Annotated in this window: 25 protein-coding genes; 13 read left to right on the top strand and 12 right to left on the bottom strand. The window is 59.8% G+C overall.

Translation table 11 applies throughout. The features are described from left to right. Positions 1–99: 99 nt before the first annotated feature. A complete protein-coding gene (locus AC0QKW_RS12990) occupies positions 100–1503 on the bottom strand; it encodes a cytochrome P450 (protein ID WP_473151494.1) in 1404 nt (467 codons plus the stop codon). Positions 1504–1658: 155 nt separating this feature from the next. On the opposite strand from AC0QKW_RS12990, the gene AC0QKW_RS12985 reads away from it, so the two are divergent. Beyond that, positions 1659–2078 (top strand): hypothetical protein, encoded by a 420-nt coding sequence (locus AC0QKW_RS12985; RefSeq protein WP_473151493.1) that lies wholly within the window; start codon positions 1659–1661, stop codon positions 2076–2078. A gap of 68 nt (positions 2079–2146) precedes the next feature. Here the strand turns inward: AC0QKW_RS12985 and AC0QKW_RS12980 are convergent, their stop codons facing one another. Further along, positions 2147–3121, bottom strand: a complete 975-nt coding sequence (locus AC0QKW_RS12980) for a 3'(2'),5'-bisphosphate nucleotidase (protein WP_473151492.1) — start codon at positions 3119–3121, stop codon at positions 2147–2149. Between the two features lie 121 nt (positions 3122–3242). After that, positions 3243–4091 carry a PfkB family carbohydrate kinase gene (locus AC0QKW_RS12975; protein ID WP_473151491.1) on the bottom strand — a complete coding sequence of 283 codons (849 nt, stop codon included), beginning with the start codon at positions 4089–4091 and terminating at the stop codon, positions 3243–3245. A 121-nt stretch (positions 4092–4212) separates the two neighbouring features. On the opposite strand from AC0QKW_RS12975, the gene prfC reads away from it, so the two are divergent. Continuing rightward, positions 4213–5868, top strand: coding sequence for a peptide chain release factor 3 (prfC, locus tag AC0QKW_RS12970; RefSeq protein WP_473151490.1), 1656 nt, complete (start codon positions 4213–4215; stop codon positions 5866–5868). Between the two features lie 5 nt (positions 5869–5873). Here prfC and AC0QKW_RS12965 read toward each other — a convergent pair whose 3' ends face one another. Continuing rightward, positions 5874–6836, bottom strand: a complete 963-nt coding sequence (locus tag AC0QKW_RS12965) for an aldo/keto reductase (RefSeq protein WP_473151489.1) — start codon at positions 6834–6836, stop codon at positions 5874–5876. A gap of 4 nt (positions 6837–6840) precedes the next feature. Beyond that, positions 6841–7533: a Uma2 family endonuclease gene (locus tag AC0QKW_RS12960; protein WP_473151488.1), complete on the bottom strand. Its 693-nt coding sequence runs from the start codon at positions 7531–7533 to the stop codon at positions 6841–6843. Positions 7534–7661: 128 nt separating this feature from the next. Here AC0QKW_RS12960 and AC0QKW_RS12955 point away from each other — a divergent pair, with 128 nt between their 5' ends. Beyond that, the gene (locus AC0QKW_RS12955; protein ID WP_473151487.1) at positions 7662–9236 is read left to right on the top strand and encodes a DEAD/DEAH box helicase; all 1575 of its coding nucleotides are present in this window, start codon (positions 7662–7664) and stop codon (positions 9234–9236) included. Between the two features lie 288 nt (positions 9237–9524). Next, complete coding sequence (locus tag AC0QKW_RS12950; RefSeq protein WP_473151486.1) at positions 9525–10097, top strand: metal-binding protein; 573 nt, start codon at positions 9525–9527, stop codon at positions 10095–10097. A gap of 122 nt (positions 10098–10219) precedes the next feature. Here the strand turns inward: AC0QKW_RS12950 and nadB are convergent, their stop codons facing one another. The 3 genes from nadB to AC0QKW_RS12935 form a co-directional block, all read right to left on the bottom strand. Continuing rightward, positions 10220–11935 (bottom strand): L-aspartate oxidase, encoded by a 1716-nt coding sequence (nadB, locus tag AC0QKW_RS12945; protein WP_473151485.1) that lies wholly within the window; start codon positions 11933–11935, stop codon positions 10220–10222. A gap of 296 nt (positions 11936–12231) precedes the next feature. Continuing rightward, on the bottom strand, positions 12232–12663 hold the full coding sequence (psbU, locus tag AC0QKW_RS12940; protein WP_473151484.1) for a photosystem II complex extrinsic protein PsbU: 432 nt from the start codon (positions 12661–12663) through the stop codon (positions 12232–12234). A gap of 169 nt (positions 12664–12832) precedes the next feature. Next, positions 12833–13258, bottom strand: a complete 426-nt coding sequence (locus AC0QKW_RS12935; protein ID WP_473151483.1) for a hypothetical protein — start codon at positions 13256–13258, stop codon at positions 12833–12835. 276 nt (positions 13259–13534) lie between these two features. On the opposite strand from AC0QKW_RS12935, the gene folD reads away from it, so the two are divergent. From folD to AC0QKW_RS12920, 3 genes are read left to right on the top strand one after another with little or no spacing between them, the layout of a single operon-like run. After that, on the top strand, positions 13535–14395 hold the full coding sequence (gene folD, locus AC0QKW_RS12930; RefSeq protein WP_473151482.1) for a bifunctional methylenetetrahydrofolate dehydrogenase/methenyltetrahydrofolate cyclohydrolase FolD: 861 nt from the start codon (positions 13535–13537) through the stop codon (positions 14393–14395). A gap of 48 nt (positions 14396–14443) precedes the next feature. Beyond that, positions 14444–15373, top strand: coding sequence for a geranylgeranyl diphosphate synthase CrtE (crtE, locus tag AC0QKW_RS12925; RefSeq protein ID WP_473151481.1), 930 nt, complete (start codon positions 14444–14446; stop codon positions 15371–15373). 32 nt (positions 15374–15405) lie between these two features. Then, a complete protein-coding gene (locus AC0QKW_RS12920; protein ID WP_473151480.1) occupies positions 15406–15861 on the top strand; it encodes a divergent PAP2 family protein in 456 nt (151 codons plus the stop codon). Positions 15862–15907: 46 nt separating this feature from the next. On the opposite strand, the gene AC0QKW_RS12915 is transcribed toward AC0QKW_RS12920, so the two are convergent. Together AC0QKW_RS12915 and AC0QKW_RS12910 are read right to left on the bottom strand one after the other, a co-directional pair. Next, complete coding sequence (locus tag AC0QKW_RS12915; RefSeq protein WP_473151479.1) at positions 15908–16645, bottom strand: hypothetical protein; 738 nt, start codon at positions 16643–16645, stop codon at positions 15908–15910. A gap of 143 nt (positions 16646–16788) precedes the next feature. Beyond that, positions 16789–17259: a tetratricopeptide repeat protein gene (locus AC0QKW_RS12910; RefSeq protein ID WP_473151521.1), complete on the bottom strand. Its 471-nt coding sequence runs from the start codon at positions 17257–17259 to the stop codon at positions 16789–16791. A gap of 390 nt (positions 17260–17649) precedes the next feature. Between AC0QKW_RS12910 and gvpA the strand changes: the two genes are divergently transcribed. The 4 genes from gvpA to AC0QKW_RS12890 all read left to right on the top strand — a co-directional run bounded on the left by gvpA (position 17650) and on the right by AC0QKW_RS12890 (position 21236). Continuing rightward, positions 17650–17868, top strand: coding sequence for a gas vesicle structural protein GvpA (gene gvpA, locus AC0QKW_RS12905; protein WP_017300094.1), 219 nt, complete (start codon positions 17650–17652; stop codon positions 17866–17868). A gap of 344 nt (positions 17869–18212) precedes the next feature. Beyond that, on the top strand, positions 18213–19460 hold the full coding sequence (locus tag AC0QKW_RS12900) for a hypothetical protein (protein WP_473151478.1): 1248 nt from the start codon (positions 18213–18215) through the stop codon (positions 19458–19460). Beyond that, a complete protein-coding gene (gene gvpN / locus AC0QKW_RS12895; protein ID WP_473151477.1) occupies positions 19457–20863 on the top strand; it encodes a gas vesicle protein GvpN in 1407 nt (468 codons plus the stop codon). Before AC0QKW_RS12900 ends, gvpN begins: the two co-directional genes overlap by 4 nt. 22 nt (positions 20864–20885) lie before the next feature. Continuing rightward, positions 20886–21236 (top strand): gas vesicle protein, encoded by a 351-nt coding sequence (locus AC0QKW_RS12890; protein WP_473151476.1) that lies wholly within the window; start codon positions 20886–20888, stop codon positions 21234–21236. 100 nt (positions 21237–21336) lie between these two features. Here AC0QKW_RS12890 and AC0QKW_RS12885 read toward each other — a convergent pair whose 3' ends face one another. Beyond that, a complete protein-coding gene (locus tag AC0QKW_RS12885) occupies positions 21337–21918 on the bottom strand; it encodes a hypothetical protein (RefSeq protein ID WP_473151475.1) in 582 nt (193 codons plus the stop codon). Positions 21919–21939: 21 nt separating this feature from the next. Between AC0QKW_RS12885 and AC0QKW_RS12880 the strand changes: the two genes are divergently transcribed. Then, complete coding sequence (locus AC0QKW_RS12880) at positions 21940–22095, top strand: hypothetical protein (protein ID WP_473151474.1); 156 nt, start codon at positions 21940–21942, stop codon at positions 22093–22095. A 9-nt stretch (positions 22096–22104) separates the two neighbouring features. Here AC0QKW_RS12880 and AC0QKW_RS12875 read toward each other — a convergent pair whose 3' ends face one another. Continuing rightward, positions 22105–22434, bottom strand: coding sequence for a YkvA family protein (locus AC0QKW_RS12875; RefSeq protein WP_473151473.1), 330 nt, complete (start codon positions 22432–22434; stop codon positions 22105–22107). 340 nt (positions 22435–22774) lie between these two features. Here AC0QKW_RS12875 and AC0QKW_RS12870 point away from each other — a divergent pair, with 340 nt between their 5' ends. After that, positions 22775–25303 carry a cyclic nucleotide-binding domain-containing protein gene (locus AC0QKW_RS12870; protein ID WP_473151472.1) on the top strand — a complete coding sequence of 843 codons (2529 nt, stop codon included), beginning with the start codon at positions 22775–22777 and terminating at the stop codon, positions 25301–25303. Positions 25304–25400: the final 97 nt, after the last annotated feature.

Genomic DNA, 25400 nt, shown 5'->3' with positions numbered 1-25400 from the left:
ATTCGGTAGGGCGAACCGTGGTAAAGCCTGCGGCCAGGCTACGCCAACGCCCTAGGGGTGGGCCGGTGGGGAGTCGGGGGGATGGAATTTGGATTCGGTCTAAGACAACCCCAGAGTCTGCGGCTGGGCCACCCGCTGGGCGATGGGCACCAGGCTGAGCTGGCCTGGTGGGGCCAGGGTCAGCCCCCGGCGGACGGGTTTGAGGGGGCGATTTTGTGCCGGAGGCAGTGCCAGTGCCCACTGGCGCAGAATGGTAGCCAGCACCAGCTTCATCTCCATCAGAGCAAAAGCTGAGCCAATGCAGCTGCGGTGACCGCCCCCAAAGGGAAAGTATTCGTAGGGGGAAAACTGCCGCTCTAGAAACCGCTCTGGCCGAAAGCTGTGGGGGTCGGGGTAGAGGTCGTCTCGGTGGTGCACCAGGTAGATGTTGAGAAATAGGGCCACCCCAGCGGGGAACTCGTAGTCCGCCACCGTCAGCGGCTGAGCAACGATGCGAATGCCCGTAGTGGGGGCCACGGGGTAGATGCGCAGGGTCTCTTGGCAGAGGGCGTTGAGGTAGGGCAGATTGGCGTAGGCCAGGGGGGCGGGGGCTGGCCCCAGGGCATCGAGGTCGGCTTGCAGGCGGCTACCGACCTCGGGCTGTCGGTGTACCCAGTACAGCGCCCAGGTGAGGGCGCTGGCAGTGGTCTCGTGACCGGCGATCAGCAGGGTCATCAGCTCGTCGTGGAGTTCGCCGTCGCTGAGGGGCTGGCCCTGGTCGTCGCGGGCGCTGATCATCAGCGAGAGAATGTCGGTGCGCTCAGGCGGTGCCTCCCCGAGAGAATCGTCCTGGGGCTGGGATCGCCGCTCCTCGATTTCGGCGTAGATCAGGGTGTCGATCTCAGCTTTGATGCGCACAAACCGGCCCCAGGGGCTGAGCGGCCCCCAGTCTTTTTGCAGGCTTGGAAAGAAGATAAAAAAGGCGCTCAGGGGCGTACCCAACCCCTCTAGCAGGGTGCTGAGGAGCTGGCGCAGGCGATCGCAGCGATCGCCCTCCCCCAGGCCAAACACCGCCTTGAGAATCACCCGCAGGGTGATCTCCTGCATGGCTGACCGCAGGTTGAAGGCTTGATTTACCCGCCAACCCGCCATTACCTGCTGGGTCAGGTCACAGATCGTGTCGCTATAGACCCGCATGCGATCGCCATGAAACGGCGGCATCAGCAACCGACGGTGGCGGCGATGGCGATCGCCATCGATCAACAGCAGCGACTGGTCGCCCAGCAAAAAGGTGAGCCCGCTGCCCATGCCCTGAGAGGGAATGTGAAAGTAGGAACTATCGGCCTGAAAGATGCCCTGAATCACCGCCGGGTCGGCCACGTAGATCGACGGCGGCATCCCCCCACCCACCTGAAACACTGAGCCGTAGCGGCGGTAGTTGTCTTCAAAATAGTCGAGCGGGCGCAGGATCAGCTTGGGCGCGCGCCGCCAGAAGGGGAGGGTAGAACCGGGGAGGGGGGGCATGGGGAGGTGCGGAGTGGGTGTTTTTAGGATAGCGAAGGGACTGGGGGCGGTGAGGGCGGCTCCGTTAAGGTTGAGATACATAGCCTGCGATCGCCAGCCGCAGGGGCCAAGATTGGGAAGCTCCCCTGTGGGGCAGGTATTTGGGACAGTGAGCTATGGAAACGCGACACCCAGGCGAAGATCTTGAGCGGCTTCGAGTGCTGGCGATGCTGCACTACGTGGTGGCGGGGCTGGTGCTGGCGTTTGCGCTGCTGCCGCTGGGTTTTGTGGCGATCGGGGTGGTGGCGATGGTGGCTCCTGGGAGTTTGGCCAGTGGCGACAGTGATCTGCCCCCCGCTGCCTTAGGGCTGATGTTTTTGGCGCTTGGTGCGGGGCTATTTCTCTACGGGCTGGTGCTGGCGATCGCGCTGATCGTTTCAGGTCGTTGCCTGGGCAAGCAGAGACGCTACTGGTTTAGCGTGGTGGTGGCCTGTGGTGCGCTCACCTTTACCCCCCTGGGCACGCTGCTGGGGGTAGCGACCCTGGTGGTGCTACTGCAAACATCGGTGCGCGAGCTGTACGGGGTTGCTCTCTAGGAGCGAGGGGCGTGGCACCAGAGACCCAGGCTAGCTAGCCCCAAGGCTCCAACTCCCCTGGCTTAGATCTAGAGCGGGCTGCTTTCGCCTAGGGCGGTCAGCACGGTGTCGTGAATCGCCCCATTGCTGACCACGACCCCCTTGTTGTTGGGAAAGCGGGCGGCGCTGGCAAAGTCTAGCGGTTTGCCGTGCATGTCGGTGACGCGGCCGCCGGCCTCTTCGACCACGATTACCCCGGCGGCGTGGTCCCAAATTTTTTCGCGGTAGTCGGGGGTTTTGGGCGAAGGTAGCCGCAGGTAGAGCACGGCCTGCCCAGCGGCGACGGCGGCGTACTTGGCCTGGCTATCCATCCGGATGGAATGGGCGGTAATGCCGACGGCACGGGCGATCGCACTCTGCTGGCTCTGGTCGCCGTGGCCCGACTCAACACTCTCCACAAAACGAAAGCGATCGGTGTCGTCTGCCGTGGCTACCGTCAGGGGCTGGGGGCTGCCACCGGCCAGGGGCATCATCACCGTGCCTTCGCCGCGCACGGCCACAAACAGCAGGCCCATGTCGCCGCCGTCAAAGCTGAGAAAGGGGCAGCCCAGCACCCCCACCTTGATGTCGCCGTCTTCTACCAGGGCTAGGGCGATCGCATACTGGTCACCGCGCAAAAAGCCCTTGGTGCCGTCGATGGGGTCGAGAGTCCAGTAGCGGGGGGCGACATCGCCGCTGCCGTGGTCAATGGCCCGCAGCACGTCGTCATCGGTAGCGCCTGCAATCACCCGCTGCACCTGCTCGGTGATCTGGGCCAATACTGCCGCTGAGTCGGGCTGGCGCAGGTCGGCGGTGTCTTCTTCGCCCACCACCGGGTCGCTAGGGAAGGCCTGGGCTAAGGCCTGACAGACGATCGCCTGGGCACCGTAGTCGGCGATGGTGACGGGGCTTTTGTCATTTTTTTCGATCGCCTGGGGCACCAGATTCTGGCGCACTGCTTCACAGAGCTGAGCCGCCTGGGTAACGGCGGCGATCGCAACCTGTTTTTCCTGTTCGTAGGCCATGGGGAGAATAGGTAGTGGGTGGATGAGAGGATGGGCGAGACCGATGTGTCTGCCCACGGGGCTTGGCGGGAGTGGGGAACTGGGTGATTACAGAAAAGTACTATAGCCGCTAGGGATAGCGTTAGCGTTGCTCAATCCAGGCGCGGGGGCCAAAGTGGCGACAGCTGCGGGCGGCTACCTCAGCGGCCTGAGCCAGAGCCAGGGGAAACGATCTGCTCAGCCGATAGTGGCAAAACGCGCCGTGGAAAATATCCCCCGCCCCTAGGGTGTCTTGCACGGCGACCTGGGGCACGGGCAGCATTCCCTGGTTGCCCCCCTGAAGAAACTGGATCGGTTGAGGGCCGTGGGTGATGGCAACTTCGGCAATGCCCAGGCTGGCCAGGGCCGCTAGGGTATCGGCCTGACCCGGAACTTGAAACTTGGCGGCGGCGATCGCGCTGGTGGCCCGACTGAGCACCGCCTCAAACCCTGGTTTCCAGCTGCCGGCGTCGATCACTACAGGAATGTCCTGCCGCTGGGCCTGGTCTGCCACCGCCAGCCCCGCCGCCATCTGATGGCCGTCGATCAGCAGTATGTCTACGCCTTGCAAGGCATTCTCTAGGGCCGCGGGTGGCTCGGCCTGGCGACCCACCGCATTGCGCGACACAATGGCGCGATCGCCGGTAGAGTCGGTTACCAAAATGGTAGACAGCGGCGGTGGGGTTTCTAGGTTAGGCAGTAGATCCAGCACCTCAACCCCATAACCCGCCAGCTCAGTGCGAATTAGAGTCGCGAGGGGATGCTGCCCCAGGGCACCCACCAGAGTGGCCCGATTGCCCAGGGCGGCAAAGGCGATCGCCGCGTTGGTGGCTGGCCCCCCGGCCACCAGCAGACTGTCTAGGGCCACCAGTTTTTCATCGCTGGCGGGCACATGGTTGACCCGATAGATGCAGTCGAGGGTGATTAACCCCACAAAAAGCCCCTTGGCCATAGGCTTGCCCTCAGGATCCTCACTCTAGATTGTCTCGGTATTCTGTCGAAGCTCAGGTCAGCCCGTACAATTAAAAGAACGCCATCCCTACGTCAACGATCGCCCCGGATATTGCCCGTCCATGACCGACACCGCCGTCACTGCCCTCACCGCCGCCGACATCTCTACTGACATTGCCGCAGCGGTGGAGCAGCGGCGCAACTTTGCCATCATCTCCCACCCCGACGCTGGTAAAACGACGCTCACCGAAAAGCTGCTGTTGTACGGGGGTGCCATTCAGGAAGCCGGGGCGGTTAAGGCCAAACGCGCCCAGCGCAGCGCTACCTCAGACTGGATGGAGCTGGAGCAGCAGCGGGGCATTTCCATCACGTCCACAGTGCTTCAGTTTGCCTACCGGGGCTACACCATGAACCTGTTGGATACACCGGGTCACCAAGACTTTAGTGAAGACACCTACCGCACCCTGGCCGCCGCCGACAACGCGGTCATGCTCGAAGACGCGGCCAAGGGTCTAGAGCCCCAGACCCTGAAGCTGTTTGAGGTGTGTCGCCTGCGCTCCCTGCCCATCTTCACCTTCTTCAACAAGATGGATCGCCCGGCCCGCGAACCCCTAGAGCTGCTGGATGAGATCGAGCAGCGGCTGGGCTTGCAGACCTATGCGGTCAACTGGCCCATCGGCATGGGCGATCGCTTCAAGGGCGTGTTTGACCGCCGCCACCAGCAGATTCACCTGTTTGAGCGCAGCATCCACGGCAAAAAAGCGGCCAAAGATACCGTGCTAGACATTGGCGACCCCCGCATCGAAGACCTGCTCGACCAAGACCTCTACTATCAGTTCAAAGAAGAGCTGGAGGTGATCGAAGAGGCGGGGCCAGAGCTAGACCTCGACGCCGTCCATGCCGGGCAGCAGACCCCGGTATTCTTCGGCAGCGCCATGACCAACTTTGGCGTGCAGCTGTTTCTCGATGCGTTTTTAGACTACGCCCTCAAGCCTTCGCCCCACAGCAGCACCCTGGGCGAGGTGCCGCCTACCCACCCCGACTTCTCAGGGTTTGTGTTTAAGCTGCAAGCAAATATGGATCCCAAACACCGCGATCGCATCGCCTTTGTGCGGGTGTGCTCGGGCAAGTTTGAGAAAGATATGGTGGTCAGCCACGCCCGTTCTGGCAAATCCGTTCGCCTGTCGCACCCCCAAAAGCTCTTTGGCCAGGGCCGCGAATCCCTCGAAGAAGCCTACCCCGGCGATGTGATTGGTCTGAATAACCCCGGCGTGTTTGCGATCGGCGACACCATCTACCAGGGCAAGCGCCTGGAGTATGACGGCATTCCCTGCTTCTCGCCGGAGATTTTTGCCTACCTCAAAAACCCTAACCCCTCCAAGTACAAGCAGTTCCAGAAGGGCGTGTCAGAACTGCGGGAAGAAGGGGCCGTGCAGATCATGTTTTCCGCCGATGAGTCGAAGCGCGACCCGATTTTGGCTGCCGTCGGCCAGCTCCAGCTAGAGGTGGTGCAGTACCGCCTGCAAAACGAGTACGGTGTCGAAACCCGCATTGAGCCGCTGCCCTACACCGTGGCCCGCTGGGTTGACGGCGGCTGGGAAGCCTTGGAGGCCGCCGGTCGCCTGTTCAACACCGTCACCGTCAAAGACAGCTGGGATCGCCCGGTACTGCTATTTAAAAACGAGTGGAACTGCCAACAGGTGATGACCGATCATCCGAAGCTCAAGCTGAGCAGCATTGCCCCGGTGGTCTCTGGCAAAGAGCCCGAGGCGCTGTAGGCAGGCTAGCCAAAAGCCCACATGACCGGGTCGGCGGGCAGGTGATCGGTCACGGTGTGGCTGATGCTGTCGATCGTCGCCCGATCGTCCGGCGATAGAGATACCGCCGCCGCCTTGACATTTTCTAAGGCCTGGTTAACGTTGCGCGCCCCAACGATCGCCGTGGTCTGAGGCTGGGCCATCAGCCAGGCCAGAGCCAGGTTGCCCAGGGTAGTGTGATGGGCCTCAGCGATGGGTTTGAGCTGATCTAGCGCGGCCTGGGCCTTTTCGTACAGCGGTGGCTGAAATAGCTTGTTTTTGCTGCGAATGTCGTCTTTAGGGAACTGGTGGTCGGGGCCAAACTTGCCGGTGAGCAACCCCTGGGCCAGGGATGAGTAGGCCAAAATCGTCAGGTTGTGCTCGACACAGTAGGGCAACAGCTCGGCCTCGACCCCGCGCCAAAATAGGGAATAGGGAGGCTGAAGGCTGTCGATGCGGCCAAACTGCATGGCTTCTTCGATTTGGGCTTTAGAAAAATTCGACACCCCAATCGCGCGAATTTTGCCCTGCTCCTGGAGCTGGTTCAGCGCTCCCATGGTTTCGCCGATGGGCACCACCTCGCTGTTAAAGGAGCCCGATGGCCAGTGGATCTGGTACAGGTCAATCACATCGGTCTGCATCCGCTTGAGAGAATTCTCGCAGGCCTCGATCACCTGGTCGGCTTTCAGGTGGTTGGCAAAAACCTTGGTGGCGAGCACAACCTGGTCGCGCCTGTCTGCCAACGCTTTACCCACCAGCTCCTCAGAGTAGCCGTTACCGTAGACTTCTGCGGTGTCGAAGGTGGTAATTCCGGCCTCCAGTGCCGCCTGCATGGCGTGGATGACGGCTGCATCCTCAACCCCAACCCAGCCACTTTTACCAGCCTGCCAGGTGCCAAAAATCAGCGGCGTGATCTCAATGTCGGTGTTGCCCAGCTTTCGCCTTTCCATTTGTCTAAGCACCCTGAGTAGACTGCAATTTCTCAATAAATGCCAGATGTTCTGGCGATTGTAGCCCCTGCTGCACCACGGCTAACACCTGAGGCAAGTTGCCCTGCACCATTGCCTCTCGGTCGAGCCACAGGCCAGGAAAGATTCGGCTGCGGCAGAGGCCATCTGCGCCCAGCTCCAGATCAACGTAACGATCCACATCCAGATCAAACCAGTCGATCTGACGGTCAAACACCTGCCAAACGATATATTCTTGAACGCCGTTACGACCATAGGCCGCTTTCTTTTCGTGTAGGTCAAAGGTGGCGGTGCTGGCGGCAATTTCAATCACCAGCTCAGGTGAGCCTTCCACATAATCATCTGCTGTGAGCCTAGATTTTCCGCCGTACCCCTGCTCCAGACGCATGAAAATATCAGGCTGAGGTTCGTTGCCCGAATCCAGCCTTACGGTTGAGTCAATGCCGACATCCACCCCCGGAGTTGTCACCCAGTAGGGACTGAGCCAGGCCATCATCTGAGAGTGGGGACGCCCGTGACTACCTAACCTGACAGGAGATGCCACGTAAACCACTCCTTCGATCAGTTCAGCTTTAGTATCGGGCATGGCGGCGTAGCGGCGCTCAAACTCGGCGCGGGTGAGGCGATCGCCATTCTCCAGCGGCGGTATAGTCAACGGCGTACGGGGAAAGGTGGTCATAGCAGACCCGTGTTCACATACCAGCATGATAACGGGCTTGCCGAGGGAAACAGTTGATAGTACTGGTTTATTATGGGTTTTAGGTTTTGTGGGCTGCCCACAAAACCTAAAACCCATAATTGTTTCCAATGCCTCCTCAACTCCGCCCCTACCAGGTTGACCTGATCAACGACCTCTACCGCAAGCTCAACGAGGGGCACAAGCGGGTGGCGATCGTCGCCGGTACCGGGGCGGGCAAAACCGTGATCAGCGGGCAGATCTGCGCCCATGCCGAACGGGCGGGCAAACGGCTGATGTTTTTGGTGCACCTCGATGTGCTGGTGGGCCAAACCTACGAAAAGATGGAGTCCTTTGGGCTCAACTGTGGCTTTATCAAAGCGGGCTGGGAAGAAAACCGCGACGCCCCGATTCAGATCGCCAGCATTCAAACCATGTCGAAGCGGCAGTGGTGGAAGCAGTGGCCCGCCGATGTGGTGTTCTACGACGAGGGCCACATCACCCTGTTTAGTCAAGTGGGCAAAAAAGTGCTCAAAACTTTTCCCGACGCCTGGCATCTGGTGATGACGGCCACCCCCAAGCGCCTGGGCAAAGAGCAGTTGGGCGATTTTATGGATACTCTGGTGGCCTCACCTGTGCCCAGCGACCTGCAACAGCGGGGGTTTTTGGCCCCGATGAAGTATTACAGCATGCCGCCAGATGGGGTCGCCAACCTGAAGGAAGTGAAAACTGTGCGGGGCGACTACGACGAGGTAGGACTAAAGAATGCCTGCGATCGCCCCGAGCTGATCGAAAAAATTGTCCGCGAGTGGCAGCGCCTCTGCCCCGGCAAGCGCACGATCGCCTTCTGCGTCGATATTGAGCACGCCCGACACGTGGCCGATGCCTTTAACGCCGCTGGCATTCCGTCTACCACCGTCGAGGGCGGCACCCCGATCAAAGACCGCAAGCGCATGTACAGCGACCTACGAGACGAGCAAATTCTGGTGCTCACCTCCTGCAACGTGATCAGCATTGGCTTTGACGAGCCCAGCGTGGAGGTGGGGCTGATGCTGCGGCCCACCCAATCCAGTGCCCTGCACCTGCAACAGATTGGCCGGGTCATGCGAATCTCGCCCCAGACCGGCAAGCAGTACGGCATCATTCTCGACCAGGCGGGAAATCTAGAGCGGCTGGGCTTTCCCGAAGATATTAAGGACTACCACCTGCCGGTGCAGGAGCAAACAAACAGCGAGGGGGGGACGCCGCCGACGACGAAGCCCTGCCCCCAGTGCGGCCGCATTGTGCTGTCGTTTATCGCCAAATGCCCCGACTGTGGCCACCAGTGGATCACCGAGCGCCCCCTCAACCTGGAAGACATGGTGGAAATCTACTCTGCCGACCAGGCCCATCAGATCAACGACATCCCCACCCTGGTAGAGCTGTTTCACAGCCACCGCCGCCGTGCCTATATGCGGCGGAATGCGCCGACCTGGGCCGAGCGATCGTTCTGGGAACACTGCGGTCGCTGGCCTAAGAACGAGTGGTGCTATGGCTCGATTTTTGGGGCTAGGCCCACGCCCACACAAATGCTGGAGTACTTCGAATACCTGCAAAAAAGCGCCAAGCGCATCGGCAAACGCCAGGACTGGATTGTGATGGAATTTGAGAAAGAGTGTGGCCCAGGTAGCTTTCAGCGGATGGCGAACCTGCGCCAGGCTATGTAGGTATCCAGGGCATGTCTGGGGGCGTGAGATATCGAGATTGCTGAAGTTTATTTAGACCAAGTTATAGTGTTTGCATACAGATAAATGAGTAGTCTCGACTACAAGAGCCGACTACAAGAGCCCTAGACAACTTTCTCAACCCAAGCTGGATGCGATCGCGCTAGTTTCGGCCATAGATGCAGGCTCAAGGCATCTACCTAGACGCTAATCGCCCCACACCGACAGTGGTTTAGCGTCAACTACCTGTGGCTAGGGCTAAACCGCTCGACACTCTACCCCCTTGTCAGAATGCAGAAAGCTTGGTACATCTGTGCCATGTCTTCAGGCCGCACTCACGATCGCATTACTCTCTGGGGCCTACCGCTGGTGGTTTTGGCCTCATTCTACGTCACCCTCCATGGCTGGTTGACGGCGTTGGTCTGCCTGGGCTACTTGCTGGCTGGCTGGCTGCTTGGCCCCGATCTCGACATTCACTCCGTGCAGTACAAACGCTGGGGCTGGCTGCGATGGATCTGGCTCCCCTACCGGGGCAGTATGCGCCACCGCTCTCGCTGGTCCCACGGGCCGATTGTCGGCACAATGGTGCGCGTGCTGTATCTGTCTCTCTGGCTCGGCCTGGCTGGCGTCACTGTGGTGCATTTGCTCAACAGCACCCAGCGCACTGCCCTCACCTGGGGCGAGCTGATAGACGGGCTGGGCTGGGCCTTGGTAACTTACTGGCCCTGGTGGCTAGCCCTACTGATAGGCCTGGAACTAGGTGCCCTGAGCCACTACGCCACTGACTGGCTCTCCTCCGCCGCTAAGAGCCGGCGAGGTAAGTCGAAAGCCAAGGCTAAACCCAAACGGGTGAAACGGAGGTAGGCAGATAAAAGCGTAGATGAATGTCGGAGGATCAGACCCGTCTGTCTGCCCTGAGAATATATTGGCTCTGAGAATGTACTGCCCTAGGAACGTATCCGTCCTGAAAATATCCGTTGAGCAGGCTAACCCTCCACGGGTAGCGATTTCCCCCACTGATCGCCCTCTACCACCGTATGCACCTGCCACTCTGGGGCCGCTGCGGGATAGTCTTGGCGAAAATGCCCACCTCGGCTCTCGGTGCGAAAGGCGGCGCTGCGGAGAATTAGCCAGGCAACATCGTGGAGATTACAGAGTTCACCCCAGGCTCGTACCAGTGGCCAGCTCAGGGACTCTGGCAGAGCGTAGGTTTGCCCAGGGGTAAGGGTATGGAGGGCATACAGGGGGTGCTGCTGCCACTGGGTGCGCTGAATTTGCAGGGCGGCGATCGCCTCCTCTAAACCCGACTGATTGCGGCTAATGGCGGCGGCATCCCACATGAGCTGGGTGAGCTGCGATCGCTGGACGTGAAGATTGTCCAAGACAGCTGCCCCATTCTCCTCAGCCCACCGCAGGGTGGCCTCATTCAGGGGAAGAACGGTCGCGCTCAAGCCGGTCGCGTTCAAGCTGGTTGCACCAGGGCAAGGATCGGCTTCTTCTTCTGCGGCCAAGGGCAGATGGGCCAGCTCAGCGCCGTAGACCAGGCATTCTAAGAGCGAGTTGCTGGCCAGGCGGTTGGCACCGTGGACGCCAGTGCTGGCGTTTTCGCCCACGGCGTAGAGACCTGGCACTGTTGTTTGACTGTGTAAATCAGTCGTAATGCCCCCCATCCAGTAGTGGGCGGCGGGGGCGACGGGCACCGGCTCGCTCAGCGGGTCACAGCCCCAGGTGCGGCAGACCTGGAGAATATTGGGAAAGCGGTAGTTGATGCGATCGCGCGGGATTGGGCGCAGATCGAGCCAGACGTGAGGCCGCCCGGTCTTTTGCAGGTGGTGAAAAATCGCCCGGCTGACCACATCGCGGGGGGCCAGCTCGCCATCGGGGTGGTAGTGAAAGGCAAAGCGATCGCCCTCGTCGTCTACCAGGTGAGCCCCCTCGCCCCGCACCGCCTCGCTGATCAAAAAGGGCGGTGCCCCTATCTTGGCCAACGAGGTCGGGTGAAACTGGACAAATTCTAAGTCGCGCAGCTGAGCGCCCGCCCGCCAGGCCATGGCCACCCCGTCACCAGTGCTGGCAGCGGGGTTGGTGGTTTGGGCATAGACCTGGCCACCGCCGCCGGTGGCCAGCACCGTGGCCTGGGCCGAGAGCCAGCGAAGCTGCTGGTTGTGGGCCACCAGGGCACCCCGACAGCGCCCGGCGACCATCCAGAGATCCAGAGCAAAGGCGCTTTCAAAGACGGTAATGTTGGGCCGTTGCAGCACCGCCTCTGCCAAAATCGAAACAATCGCCCGCCCGGTGGTATCGGCCGCATGCAGCACCCGACGGCGAGAGTGGGCCGCCTCCAGGGTCATGGCTAGCTGGCCCTCGGTGCGATCAAAGGCTACCCCCAGATCCACCAGGCGCTCGATGCAGGGGGCCGCATGGCTGGCTAAATGTTCGACTGCTGGGCGATCGCACAGCCCCGCCCCCGCCACCAGCGTATCGGCCACGTGGAGCGCCACCTGGTCATCGGCTCCGATCGCCGCCGCAATACCTCCCTGAGCCCAGTCGCTGGCGGAGATCGACAGCGTATCTTTGGTCACCAGCCCAATCCGCCATCGGCTGTCGATAGCCAGGGCCGCGTAGAGACCAGCGGCCCCTCCGCCGATCACCAGCACGTCGAAGGCAGCAGGCCCAGATGAGTCAAGGTCAGGCTTAGTCAACGATCAGCTCCGGGGGGTAGTGAAAGATTTCTATGCCCAAATCCAGCTCAGGATCCGCAGTTTTCCCACAGCTAGAACACCACTTCTGGACTTGGATCGGGTTGCTTGGATCTAGTTTAAATACTAGAAACCCCGGCCAGTGACGCTGACTACTAGAGCCAACTCGACCAGCCAGGGCCGCTAGATACAGATAGAGTAGTGAACCCGCTATACCAAGTCCAGCTCAAACTCTATAGCTTGCCCTCGGACAAAACTCAACCTTTGGGCTGGGATGAGTGGACTTGGATAAGGCTTACCTATTTGTAAACGCCATTGTTAAAGCGATCGCCGCCCTCCACAAAGGCTGAGTCAGGGGGCGTAACGGTGAAGTTATCGAGGTTAGCCCGCAGGATATCGAGCTGTTGCTCGCTCAAGCCAGGCAGATCGAGAATGTCTTCAACGTCATCGTAGGGGGCATTGAGCAGGATCTTGCGAGCCAGAGTGGGGTACAGCCCTGGGAACTTTCTAAAGCCCTGTACGTTGGCATTGTTGAGGTCAAACTTAGCCCCGTACTCCGTACTTAATTTAGCGTCTACCGCATTTCCAGCAGACGCTTCTGCCAACAAAGCCGTGGCCTCGAAGGGGACGACTAGAAAATCTGCCCCAGAAATCGGCTGTGCCACAGCAGGGCTGCTGACCCAACCTAACAGCACCGCCAGCGCAACGAGTAGGCCAACCAGTTGTTTCATTTACCCTAATCCTCTCCTACCAGTGTGAATGTCAATACACAGCATTTCTAAGAGACTACCATTTTCCATGCCCCAACAACGGAGAAAGAACCCCACCGAGTCAGGGAGAAAACCCACCTTGAGATAGAACTGATCGGAGCAATTGTAGTTTGGAAAGTTTTGTAGTGGCTCACCCCTCCTGGGGCAGCCGTTCGAGTTCCTCAGCGTAGTGCTCGCCCACATCTTGGCCGCGCAACAAAATCTGCTCGTACTGAATGGTGGCCCGTACCGCGAGCATGGTGCCCACCGGTGGAGGCGCGCTAGGGCTGAGCACCCAAATTGCGCCAGAGTCATCTACCAGTTCGTACAACCCTTGACCCACCAGGGGCAGGTGGCGGTCTACCCTACCCGCCAGGTACACCGTGGTACGGCGGCTCTGACCTACGTCAGCAATCGGGATCACGGGGTTAACCCAGGCCAGGCCAGGCAGCTGACTGATGCGATCGCGCAAGGCATAGCCTACCGTGGCGTCGACACGGGCACCGCAGCTGGCGATCGCCACCAGAGCCAGACCAACAACACTGAGGTGGGTAAAACGGCGGTTTAGGAAGTTCATAGCAGCATGTTGTGACGGTTAGACCAAGTTCATATTGGGCAAGTCCACATCGGGATCTGGAGCTTTTCCCCAGGCAGAACTCCGCGTCTAAGCTGGGAAAAGGATTTTTTGCGTTTCTGAGGAGCGATCGCTGGCACCGCGAGGATCAAAATCTGAGACACTGGGAAAGCATCAAAACCAGCCCTTGGCCAGACTGGGTCAAGCTACGTATCAGTTCCTTTTCACACCCTTCTCGTTCCAGCTTGTTTTCAAACATTAGGTTAGCGCACCTCTGCCATGGCCCAACTTCTCGACGGTAAAACCCTGGCCAGCCAGATTCAGTCCCAGCTAGCCTTGGAGATTCAAACTCTGACGGCCCAGGGTTGTCGCCCACCAGGCCTGGCCGTGATCATGGTGGGCGACAACCCCGCCAGCGCCGCCTATGTGCGCAACAAAGAACGAGCCTGCGAGCAGGTAGGTATCACCTCTTACGGTCAACACCTGCCCGCCACCGCTACCCAAACTGAAGTGGCCGACCTGATTGGGCAGCTCAACGCCGACCCCAACGTAGACGGCATTTTGGTGCAGCTGCCCCTGCCTGACCACCTCGACGCCGTCGCCCTGCTCAACGCCATCGATCCTGAGAAAGACGCCGATGGTCTGCACCCAGTCAACCTGGGACGGCTCGTACGCGGCGAACCGGGCCTGCGCAGCTGCACCCCCTACGGCGTCATGCGGCTGCTAGAGGCCGCCAATATCAACCTGGTAGGAGCCAACGCGGTAGTGGTGGGGCGCAGCATTTTGGTCGGCAAGCCCATGGCCTTAATGCTGGTAGAGGCCAATGCCACCGTCACCCTGGCCCATTCTCGCACCGCCAACTTGTCCGCGCTGATGCGGCAAGCTGATATTCTAGTGGCGGCAGTGGGGCGGCCTGGCATGATCACCGCCACCGATGTCAAACCTGGCAGCGTGGTGATCGACGTCGGCATTAACCGCGTCGAGCAGCCCGACGGTAAGGCTCGCCTAGTTGGCGATGTCGACTATGCTGCGGTAGAGCCTGTAGCGGGGGCCATTACCCCCGTGCCCGGTGGCGTTGGCCCCATGACCGTAGCCATGCTGCTAGAAAACACCGTCACCAGCTACCGGAATCGTTTGTAGGGCCAGCTGTCCCGCTCAGTTCTATCTATCCACCCGTCTGTTGCCGCCATGGTGCAAACCAACTCCCTCGATTCTCGCCCCTCGCCCGCCCACTCCTTCGATCTGGAAGCCTATCTGGCCGAGCGGCGCCCTTTGGTCGAGGCCGCTCTCGACCAGGCTCTGGCCCTGCGCTACCCCGAGACTCTCTACGAAGCCATGCGCTATTCGCTGCTAGCGGGGGGCAAGCGGCTGCGGCCGATTCTCTGTCTGGCCAGCAGTGAGCTGGTGGGGGGAGGGCTGGATGTGGCCATGCCCACCGCCTGCGCCCTAGAGATGATCCACACTATGTCGCTGATCCACGACGATCTGCCCGCCATGGACAACGATGACTATCGGCGCGGACGCCTCACCAACCACAAGGTCTACGGCGAAGATGTGGCCATTCTCGCGGGCGATGCTCTGCTCACCTATGCCTTTGAACATGTGGCCACCCAGACCTTGGGGGCTAGCCCCGATCGCGTGCTGTGGGTCATTGCCGGGCTGGGCAAAGCCGTCGGCGGTGAGGGTCTAGTGGGGGGCCAGATTGTTGATCTGGCCAGCGAGGGCAATCCTGATGTTACCCTCGAAACCCTGACCTACATCCACAACCACAAGACCGCAGCCCTGCTAGAAATTTCGGTCACCTCGGGGGCCATGCTGGCCGGAGCGAGTGACGATGAGCTAGAAAGTTTGCGGCAGTACGCCCAGCGCATCGGTCTGGCCTTTCAGATTGTCGATGACATTCTCGACATCACCTCTGACGCCGAGACTCTGGGCAAGTCGGTGGGTAAAGACGTGGCGGCCCAAAAGGTCACCTATCCTAGCCTGTGGGGGCTAGACGAGTCGCGTCGGCAGGCCGACCAGCTGATCGCAGCTGCAAAAGATAGCCTGGCTGGGTTTGGTGACTTAAACCGGCCGCTGCTGGCGATCGCCGACTACATTGTTGCCCGTACCCACTAATTTTTCGTACCTACCGGGGTTTGCCTGAGCCGATGAATAGTTTTAGCGACATTATTGACAACCACGTGCTGATTGTGGCGCTGATCGCCTGTTTTGCCGCCCAGGGGCTAAAAGCAATCATCGAGCTGGTGCGCCACCGCAAGCTCAACCTGCGAGCCATGATGGGCACCGGCGGCATGCCCAGCGCCCACTCAGCCCTGGTCACGGCTTTGGCCTGTGGCGTAGGCCAAACCACGGGCTGGGCTAGCCCCATGTTTGCTGCCACCGCCGTGTTTTCGATCATTGTCATGTATGACGCGGCGGGGGTACGCCAGGCGGCTGGCAAGCAGGCCAAGGTGCTCAACCAGATCATCGATGAGCTGTTTCAAGAAAAGCCTGAGCTCAGCGAAGACCGTCTCAAAGAGCTGCTGGGTCACACTCCATTTCAGGTGATCGCCGGGTCAGCTCTCGGGGCAATGATTTCCTGCCTAGCTGCTCCGGCCTACTGAGGTCTCAGGGTAGGGTACGGTGATTGGCCAGAGGGGCAACAACCATTTATGGCCCGGTCAGCGCCACCGCTGGGGTAAGCATGACGGTCTCTTGGCTGTCAACAATGAAGCCGGGGATGCCAAGCCCGGAGAGCACCGCTAGGGTTGAGGCGGCTCCATCGACGTTGGGGCTGTGGGCAATTAATAGGTATGGGCGCTGGCGATAGACCGCTAGCCCCACCGCCTGGCCCACCTGGCGCTGAATGGCGATCGCCGACTCGGGCTGTAGCTGATAGTCGACCAGTACTGCAAACCCAGTCCCCAGGGGCTGGGGGGCGTAGGCCGTCTGTACCGGCTGGGTGACCACAGGCTGGGCAGGGGCGGTCGTTGATCCGTTGGTGGTGGGGGTGCCCGTGGCGGGGGGCGTGGCACCTGGGGCTGGTGGGCTGGGCTGGGTAGCGGTGGTGGCCGGGCGCGCTACAAAGGCCTGAAAGCCCTCGACCTCGGTCATATACTGGGCCCAGGCGTTGGCATTCTCCAGGTTGGTGAAGCCGCCTGCCCGCACCACCGTGTCATTCAAATAGTCGCAGACCATAACGGTGCTGTTGGAGGGCAGCAGGTTTTGCACCCGGGTGCGCTCGGCCTCGGTGTTGCTGCGCACCAGCAGTAGGTACTCGTTGGCGGCGGGGGGTGGACAAGGGGGAAACTGGGCCAGAGCGCTGCGCCCTCCCCCGGCCAGAGATGACAAAATCACTCCCAGGGCCACCGCCTGCGATCGCCAGACATACTTTTTTAAACCCGCCATTGGCTCGCTGCTGCTCCGTTTCAAACCCTTTACCATCGTCCTATTTACTGCCATAATCTGCCAGCGATTCTAGCCTAAACCGCCGATCGCGGGGCGGCGATGCCATAAGTTTTGACGGTTTTACTATCAGAAATTGAGATCGCCTAGCTCAACCGCGCCGTGCATTCTAAAATTAGCCGCTGGTTGACCAGGGCGTAGGGTTGCACCACCAGCGCCTGCCGAAACGCCTGAATCGCGTCGTGGTACTGGCCCAGGGCGGCGTGGCACAGCCCCAGGCCGTGGAGAGCCCCAAAGTGGTAAGGCACCAGGTCAATCACCCGCTGACAGTCAGCCAGCGCCTCACGGTAGCGGCGCTGTAGGTAGTAGAGCACCGCCCGACGATTCCAGGCTTCGGCAAAGTCAGGCAGTTCTGTCACGAGGGCTGACAGCAGGTTCTCGGCAGAGTCGAGGCGATCGTCTTCTACCAAGGTTTGGGCCGCTTGCAGCCGCTCGTTACCCGCCTCACCCTTTTGGTAAAACCAGTGCTGCCACAGGGCGGCGGTGGCCAGTTCGCGCTGGTATTCATCCTCCTGCTTGAGGCTTTGCAGCAGCACGTCTAGGTTTACGTCGTCGATCATCGCTGGACCTGGGCCGAAAAAATTGCTTCTGTATCAAGTCCAACTCGAGAGCTATCGCCTTCCCACAGACAGGCCTTTACCTCTGGATTTGGATTTGATTCAATTATCAACCATATTGCCCGAACTGGTCTACTGCAAAGGGTTTCGGCAATTGGGGCTAGGGCCCACCGGTAACCAGGTAACGATAGATGAATTGATTTTCTCTAAATTGTGAGTGTTTTGAACCAGATGGGCAGAATACAAATGTGCAAGGGATAGGCCCTACGCACTACGCCTGTTTCTACCGCTTCTTTGCAGTGGCAGGCCAGTGTTTTGGAGGGTATTCTCTTCGCGGTTTCATTGCACACAGTTTCATCGCACACATTAACTGTTTAGGGGTTCAAAATCATGGCTGTTGAAAAAGTAAACTCTTCCTCTAGCTTGGCTGAAGTTGTTGACCGCATTCTGGACAAAGGCATTGTTGTCGATGCTTGGGTTCGGGTTTCTCTGGTAGGTATTGAGCTGCTGGCGATCGAAGCCCGCGTCGTCATTGCCTCCGTCGACACCTACCTCAAGTACGCCGAAGCCGTTGGCCTGACTGCTCAAGCTGCTGTTCCCGCTGCTTAGAAGATCACCACCGATCTTCGCCACCCATGGGGCAGCGGCTAGGTTTTTAACCTTGGCCCAGCTGCCCCATCGGTAAGCTACGTGCTTCCGTAAGATCTACCATTCTCCACCACAAAATTATCCCGGCAAGCTTCAGGCCAGCGCCCCAAAATTATCCCAAGACTTGGTCACCGTAATGGTTGTTTAAGTCGAGTATCTGTTAACTTTTCTGCGCTATTTCCTCCCCTTGCCGCACTGAGAAAAACTATTCTTAGTCTGACTCAGAACTTTTTCTCAGATTCAGCCCCAGCCTGACTGGCCTGATTTCCAATCTATTTCATTTGCACAAAAGGGAGAGCAGTCCTGTGACAGCACTTTTTGACCAGTGGCAAGCCGCACGACAACTGCGCCAGAGCGAGGTGGTTAACCGGCGCGATCAGGTCTCGACCGACCTGGAGCGCTGGCAGGCTGACCGGCTGGCCCACGCTGTGCAGCTGCGCCAAGACCTCGACCAGCTGATGGCCGATCTGCGCGCCAACACCGCGCTTTGGCTAGTCCAGACCACCGCCGATCGCGAGGCTGAGATTTTGCCTCGCCAGCAGGCTCGCCAAGACTACGTACAGCAGCTCCAGGTCGAAACTGAGGTGCTGCTGGCTCAGTATCAGAGCGATCGCGAGATCAGTGCCGCCGAGATGCGCGAAAAATTAGAGTACGACTGCCAGGTGCTGCAAGATACCGTCAGCGAGCTGCGCCTAGAGATTGCTCAAGAGCTGCGCCAGGTGCAGCAGCAGGTGGCCGAGATTCAAGCTCAAACCACTGTGGATCTGGCGGGTTACCGTCAACGCCAGGCGATGGTGCGGGCCGAACTGCTGCCTCAGCTTACCGCCTATGTCGAAGACCTTCAGGTGCAGGTGCAGGCTACGCTGAAAGACTTGACCGCCGTGCGCCAGCAGGCAGCGGCAGAAAATCAGGTCAGGCGACAGAGCGATCGCGCCACCCTGAGCGAATCGGTCGATGCCATGTTTGACGAGCTGGCTGACTTTCGCCACCAGCTCCAGGCCCAGCGGGCAGAGCTATCTCACATTGTGTGGGGCGGTGCTGTGACAACTCAGGCCACGCCAGCCACTCGCCCGGTTGCCACCCGCCCCGCGGTCACCTCGACCTCGGCACGACCGACAGCTAAACCTGCGATCGCCCCCCCTGCGACGCCTAAGGCCATCGCAGCTAAGACCGTAGCCCTCAAGCCGGCAGTTTCTAAAGCCACCCCAGCCAAGGTGGCCCCAGCCAGACCGGCTGCCAAAGCGGCCCCGGCCCGCGCGATCGCCACTGCTAAAGCCGCCGCCCCTGTAGCCACCGTCATGGCTCCGGCCAAAGCTCCTGCTGCTGCACCCGCAGTCGCCGTGGCCGAGCCCCCCGCCCCTGAGCTCCCTTCCCTCGAAGAGGTGGTGTACAACTACCTGCACCTGGCTCAGGGCGCTCGTCTCAGTGAACTTGAGACCGAGCTGGGTATCAACCGCTTTCAGGCCGTCGACGCCCTGCGATCGCTGATTCAAAAAGACCTTGTGGTTAAGCAAGACCGCACCTATCTCGTACAAGAGGAAGCCGATCTGTGAATACCGTTCTCCAAGCCCGCCCCCGCAACTTCGTCTCTACCCCCACCCTGGAGCGAACCACCCTCAGAGCCCTGCGGTATCTACAATCGGGGTACTCGATTCACCTCAAAGGCCCCGCTGGCACTGGCAAAACCACCCTGGCGCTACACCTGGCCGACCTGCTGGCCCGCCCGATCATGCTGCTGTTTGGTGACGACGAGTTTAAAACCTCAGACCTGATCGGCAATCAGTCGGGCTACACCCGCAAAAAAGTGGTTGACAACTACATCCACAGCGTCATGAAGGTGGAAGACGAGCTGCGCCACAACTGGATCGACTCGCGCCTCACCCTGGCCTGCCGCGAAGGCTTCACCATGGTGTACGACGAGTTCAACCGCTCGCGCCCCGAGGTCAACAACGTGCTGCTGTCGGCCCTCGAAGAAAAACTCCTGGTGCTGCCCCCCAGCAACAACCGGGCTGAATATATCCGCGTCAGCCCCCACTTCCGCGCCATCCTCACCTCTAATCCCGAAGAATACTGTGGCGTCCACGGCACCCAAGACGCCCTGCAAGACCGCCTGATCACCATCAACATGCCCGAGCCCGACGAGCTGGCCCAGCAGCAGATTTTGGTGCAAAAGGTGGGCATCGATGGCTCTGCGGCCCTGCAAATTGTGCAGTTGGTCAAGGCTTTCCAGTCCGCTGCCGCGCCCGACATGGTTTCGAGCCTGCGCCCCAGCCTGATGATCGCCACTATCTGCCACGACCACGGCATTTTGCCCCTGGCCGAAAACGCCGACTTCCGCGACCTGTGCAGCGACATTCTGCTGGCTCGTTCTAAAGAGCCTGGCCCCGACGCCACCCGCCACCTGTGGAACCTGTTTAACCGCTTTGTGGTGTCTCAGGCAGAGCTAGTCAACGACCTCACGCTCAAGCCCGAGCCTCAGCCTGCGGCCCGTCTCCACGGTGAAGAAGAGGAGGAGTCGGTGCTGGCACCGCTGGAGATGCCCCTCGAGGAAGATGCGCCCGAGGCTGTCCTGGATGAAATCTCGGCGGTGGATCCAGAAGCTGTAACTGTTGAAGATTTGCCAAAACCAGAGGCGATCGCCTTGGATGCAGTTTTAGCAGCAGCGCCCGAGGTTGAGGATCTTGTTCTAGAACCCGCTGCCGAACTTAAGCCCGAGCCTGAGGCCCAGGTAGAAGCCTTCTCCGAGGTCGAAATTAGCCTAAATGACGATCTTGAAACCCGCATTTTTGATTATTTAGATGCGGCGGGGACGGTGTCTCTCGTTAATATCGAGGCAGCTCTAAGTCTCAACCGCTTCCAGGTGGTCAACGCCCTCAAGTCGATGCTCGACCAGGGGCTGATTGAAAAGCAGGAAGTGGACGGGCAACTCCAGGGCTATGCTCTGAGTTCTAGCTGAGTTCTAACTGAAGGTAACTGCCGTGACCAGCAACGCCCCCGCCTCTCGCCCCCAACTGGGCCGTAGCATGGCTACCGCTACTCAGGGGTCTTCCCTGGTGGATGTGATTGAGCGGGTACTCGACAAGGGTATCGTAATCGCCGGAGATATCTCGGTCTCGGTCGGCTCTACCGAACTGCTGAGCATTCGCATTCGGCTGATCATCTCTTCGGTTGATAAGGCCCGAGAAATTGGCATCAACTGGTGGGAGAGTGACCCCTACCTCAGCAGCCGCACCAACGAGCTGTTAGAGGCCAACCAGCAGCTTCAGGCCCGCCTGGAGAGTTTGGAGGCCGAACTCAAGGCCCTGCGCCCGGCGGAGCCGACCCCATAGATGCCCTGGGCCGTTTTAGTTTTCTCTGCTTCACAGCACAGCAAAAAGCGCCGCGATCGCGGCGCTTTTTTTTACCTAGGGACTAAACACACAACCAACCTTAGCCGTTGACCGACTTATCGGCCTCGCTATCGGTCTCATCGAGCACGACGATGTGAACTGGGGCAGGAGCTTTGGCCTCTGCGGGCTGGGTCAGTTTGCTGGTGGCTAGCGCTACCAGGGAGCGAAAGCCTTGCACCAGGGGACGGAGGATGCCGTAGCGATCGCCGTATTCAGTGGCCATGTCGGTGTCAAAGCGATCGATCTGCTCTTGCAGTTTGGCCAGCAGGCTTTGGGCCCACTCCCCTTTGCGATCGCTAGCCAGGTTGCCCAGCTCAGCTAAGATGTCGCCCCAGCTGGGGGCAGTGCCGGTTTCGTCAACAGCTTCATCCGCGATGAAGGCTTCAGCGGCGGCTTCAGCCTGGGCGGCCTCGGCGGCCTCTTTGGCCTTGAGCTGTTCGATCATCTCGGCCAGGGTTTTGCGGCTTTGGGCTTCGAGCTCGCCAGAGCCTTCTTTGATTTCGGCGAGGGCTTCAGTGGCAGCGGCCCCGAGAATTTCGCGAATGCGATTGACGCGCTGGCCACCCTCTTTTTGGGCTTTTTCCCACTCGATTTTGACGCGGTCTTGCACGGTGTTGGGCATGGGTCTTCTCCTGATTAAAAAATGGGGTTAGAAACTTTGGGTGGGGCAATTTTTGAAGCGTTTAATCTGATGATGGGCGGTGCCCATCCTACGCGGCGGCGATCGCTGAATAAAGCAAGAATTGTCCCAAGAGTGAGGTTAGAACTGCTAGCTTTGCTGCTGCTCGGCCAGCGATGAATCTAGGTACTAAATGACGGCAACGGAGTCTATATCAATGACTGTTTCGTCGGTGTCAATCGCTTCGGCCATGGTTATACCCTCTGAGGTTTGGCGCAGGTTGCGCTTGCGATCGAGCAAAATTTGGGTGATTTCGGTGATGGCGATCGTGGCGATCAGGCCGTCGTCTAGCCATCCCAAAACAGGAATCATGTCAGGGGCAATATCAATGGGGCTAACCAGGTAAACTAGGGTGCCAAATAACACCACCCACCGATATTTTGAGTTGCGCAGTAACTGACGGTACCAGTTCATAACTGTCTTGCCAAACAGGGGCTTACCAAAAAAGTTTTTTGCCATTGCTATCTCCTTGAGCTGACATGACTATCTTTGCAGACCTAACAGGTTTATACAGGTGTGGCTTACCCCTGAGAATGCGGGGTTTTTACACCGAATCGACCGTATAGCAAAAACCGTAGGGGCAACTCTAGAGGCCTGATCGCCGGACAGACGCGGAGTTTTGCCCAGGGAAAAACTCCACCCGAGTTGGAAGAGACATCGCTTACTTCGCCCGGCTAAAGGCCACCGCCGCCGCAATGATTAAGCTGAGTAATGCCAGGGGCACCCAGAGGTCATTTACCATCATCATGGGGCTACACCGTGTCGAGTATGGGTGAACGTAGAGCGTGGGTGAACTGCCATGACTGTATCTGACCGGGTGATCTTTTTGCAGGAGCGCACCCCCCTCACTTTGCTGCCCGCCACCACCCTGGCCCCCCTGGCCCGCCAGTTGCAGGAGATTACCCTAGCGGCGGGGGAAACGGTGGTTGAAGCGGGGCAAGACCCCCAGGGGCTCTACATTGTCTGGCGAGGCAAGCTGGCCACTGAGGCCGAGCTGGGGGGTGTCAGCTTTTTACCCGGCGCGGTGCTAAATTTGGAGGCACTGCTGCTGGATCAGCCGGTGGAGCAAACCATTCGCACCCTAGGCGACAGCACCCTCTGGTTTCTTGAGCGATCGCAGTTTCAAGCCTTGGTAGAGCAATACCCCGGCATTTTGCAAACCTTTACCCGGCAGCTGGTGGATGCGGTCAAGCGGCTGTCGTTTCAGTTTGATCTAGAGCAAGAGCGCCAGGGTGTATTGCGCCCCTATCTGGTGGCCAAGGCTAAGCGGGGGGTGATTGGCCGCAGCCGGTACGGCGATCGCCTGCGGGCCGAAATCCGCTCTGCCGCCAGCCACCGTCGGTCAGTGCTGATCTTTGGTGAACCGGGGCTAGAAAAAGATAACCTCGCCGCCCTGGTTCACTTTGGCTCGACCCAGCGACGACTGCCCATCATTAAGGTAGACTGCGGCCAGCTCCAGGCCAGTGGGGCCGATCTGTTTGGGCGATCGGGAGGGCGCATGGGCTTGCTAGCCGCGCTCGGCCCCGGCACCCTGGTACTCAACAATCCCAACGAGCTGGATAGTGACCTGGTCGAACCCGTGGCCCAGCTGCTCAAGACCGGGCAGTACCGCCCCGTGGGGCGCAACGGCGAAACCGCTCCCCTGATCAATGCTGAAGCCCGAATTATTTTGCTCTCAGAGCAGGGGTTGCCCGTCCTCAGCAATGCGATCGCAGAGACGATCAAGGTGCCGCCTCTGCGGGTGCGCAAAGCCGATATCGAAGACTGGGTGAACTACTATCTGTCGCTGATCTGCCGCCGCCGGGGCACCGGGCGCATTACCGTCACCCCCGAGGCGATTCGACGGCTGCAATCCTACGACTTCCCTAACAACCTGCGGGAGCTAGGGAACCTGGTGGAGCGGGCGGCGGCCCAGCTCTCCGGGGGCGGGCTGATCACCGAAGAGATTATCTGGCCGGCCCAGAGCAAAAAGAAACAGCTGCGGCTGAATCTCCTGAACCGTTACCCCAAGCTGCGGCAATTTTTGCGCAGCCCCTGGTGGCCCGATCGCATCAACTACGGCATTACCTTCACTCTGTTCGCCGTCGTCATCGCCGTGCTCTGGTTTGGCCCCCAGCAGCGCCGTGAGAATGTTGCCCTGACGGTGTTTTGGGCTTGGTGGTGGCCCCTGGTGCTGCTGAGCTTTCCCGTTTTGGGGCGGCTGTGGTGCGCCGTGTGCCCGTTTATGATCTACGGCGAAGTCACCCAGTGGATCTCGCAAAAGCTGTTTCCCGGCAAACTCCAGCGCTGGCCCCGGCAGGCGGCCGAGCGCTGGGGCGGCTGGTTTTTGTTTGGCCTGTTTACCCTGATCTTGGTGTGGGAAGAGGTGTGGCATCTGGAAGACTCGGCCTACCTCTCTGCCTGCCTGCTGCTGCTGATCACCGCCGGGGCAATGATTTTCTCGGCCCTGTTTGAGCGCCGATTTTGGTGCCGCTATCTGTGCCCCATCGGCGGCATGAATGGTCTATTCGCGAAACTCGCGGTCACCGAGCTGCGGGCACAGCAGGGCATCTGCTCGGCGGAGTGCACCACTTACCAGTGCTACAAGGGTGGCCCGGCCAAAGGGGAAGGCCAGGAAACCAACGGCTGCCCCCTGTATTCTCACCCGGCCCAGCTCGAAGACAACCGTGACTGCGTGCTGTGTATGACCTGTCTCAAGGCCTGCCCCCATCGCTCTGTAGAGCTAAACCTGCGCCCCCCCGGCATTGAGCTGTGGACCACCCACCGCCCCCGGTCGTCTGAAGTGGCGTTGATGTTTTTGCTGCTGGGGGCCGTCTATCTGCACCGCCTGCCCGAGCTTCAGACTCGCTTAGGCATCCATCTGCCTGTAGATACGGTATGGGGCCATAGTCTAATCGCCTTGGGAGTGCTGGCGCTGCCTGCGCTGGTGCCCCTGACCGTAGAAGGGATTCAAGGGATATGGCGGCGTGCCCAGGGGCGATCGCCGCGCCCGGTGGTGAGACTGGCCTACGGCTACTTGCCTCTGGTGTGGGCGGCTAATCTGGCCCATTATCTGCGCTTGGGTCTGGGGGAGGGGGGGCGTATTTTGCCGGTGTCTTTGGCCACCCTTGGCGTCTCAGGGGCAAATTTGCCGGTTTGGGTTGCCCACCCGGCAGTGGTAGCCTTTTTGCAGGGTGTAACACTGCTGCTGGGCATGGCCCTGTCGGTGTGGCTAACGACCAAGATTTGCCGCCAGTCTGGCCCTCAACGGTGGATTCAACACGGCTGCACGGGGCTGCTGGGGCTGAGCCTGTGGTGGCTCATTTTGGCTCCTCAAGCAGGGTTTTGACCCCTCTCGATTTAGCCCCTGCGGCCCTGTAAAGTTTTCGTATAGTCGTGACGTCAAGTAATGCCCTAGACAGTCGTCACGGCCCTGAGTCTGGTAG

It is taken from the genome of Pseudanabaena sp. PCC 9330, assembly GCF_055795045.1.
Note: the sequence above shows the minus strand (reverse complement) of the source record. Positions and strands in the feature narration are given on the sequence as shown.

Coding starts and splice junctions, on each gene's coding strand:
- AC0QKW_RS12990 (WP_473151494.1), bottom strand. CDS start 1,503: ATGCCCCCCCTCCCCGGTTCTACCCTCCCCTTCTGGCGGCGCGCGCCC.
- AC0QKW_RS12985 (WP_473151493.1), top strand. CDS start 1,659: ATGGAAACGCGACACCCAGGCGAAGATCTTGAGCGGCTTCGAGTGCTG.
- AC0QKW_RS12980 (WP_473151492.1), bottom strand. CDS start 3,121: ATGGCCTACGAACAGGAAAAACAGGTTGCGATCGCCGCCGTTACCCAG.
- AC0QKW_RS12975 (WP_473151491.1), bottom strand. CDS start 4,091: ATGGCCAAGGGGCTTTTTGTGGGGTTAATCACCCTCGACTGCATCTAT.
- prfC (WP_473151490.1), top strand. CDS start 4,213: ATGACCGACACCGCCGTCACTGCCCTCACCGCCGCCGACATCTCTACT.
- AC0QKW_RS12965 (WP_473151489.1), bottom strand. CDS start 6,836: ATGGAAAGGCGAAAGCTGGGCAACACCGACATTGAGATCACGCCGCTG.
- AC0QKW_RS12960 (WP_473151488.1), bottom strand. CDS start 7,533: ATGACCACCTTTCCCCGTACGCCGTTGACTATACCGCCGCTGGAGAAT.
- AC0QKW_RS12955 (WP_473151487.1), top strand. CDS start 7,662: ATGCCTCCTCAACTCCGCCCCTACCAGGTTGACCTGATCAACGACCTC.
- AC0QKW_RS12950 (WP_473151486.1), top strand. CDS start 9,525: ATGCAGAAAGCTTGGTACATCTGTGCCATGTCTTCAGGCCGCACTCAC.
- psbU (WP_473151484.1), bottom strand. CDS start 12,663: ATGAAACAACTGGTTGGCCTACTCGTTGCGCTGGCGGTGCTGTTAGGT.
- AC0QKW_RS12935 (WP_473151483.1), bottom strand. CDS start 13,258: ATGAACTTCCTAAACCGCCGTTTTACCCACCTCAGTGTTGTTGGTCTG.
- folD (WP_473151482.1), top strand. CDS start 13,535: ATGGCCCAACTTCTCGACGGTAAAACCCTGGCCAGCCAGATTCAGTCC.
- crtE (WP_473151481.1), top strand. CDS start 14,444: ATGGTGCAAACCAACTCCCTCGATTCTCGCCCCTCGCCCGCCCACTCC.
- AC0QKW_RS12920 (WP_473151480.1), top strand. CDS start 15,406: ATGAATAGTTTTAGCGACATTATTGACAACCACGTGCTGATTGTGGCG.
- AC0QKW_RS12915 (WP_473151479.1), bottom strand. CDS start 16,645: ATGGCGGGTTTAAAAAAGTATGTCTGGCGATCGCAGGCGGTGGCCCTG.
- gvpA (WP_017300094.1), top strand. CDS start 17,650: ATGGCTGTTGAAAAAGTAAACTCTTCCTCTAGCTTGGCTGAAGTTGTT.
- AC0QKW_RS12885 (WP_473151475.1), bottom strand. CDS start 21,918: ATGCCCAACACCGTGCAAGACCGCGTCAAAATCGAGTGGGAAAAAGCC.
- AC0QKW_RS12880 (WP_473151474.1), top strand. CDS start 21,940: ATGGGGTTAGAAACTTTGGGTGGGGCAATTTTTGAAGCGTTTAATCTG.
- AC0QKW_RS12875 (WP_473151473.1), bottom strand. CDS start 22,434: ATGGCAAAAAACTTTTTTGGTAAGCCCCTGTTTGGCAAGACAGTTATG.
- AC0QKW_RS12870 (WP_473151472.1), top strand. CDS start 22,775: ATGACTGTATCTGACCGGGTGATCTTTTTGCAGGAGCGCACCCCCCTC.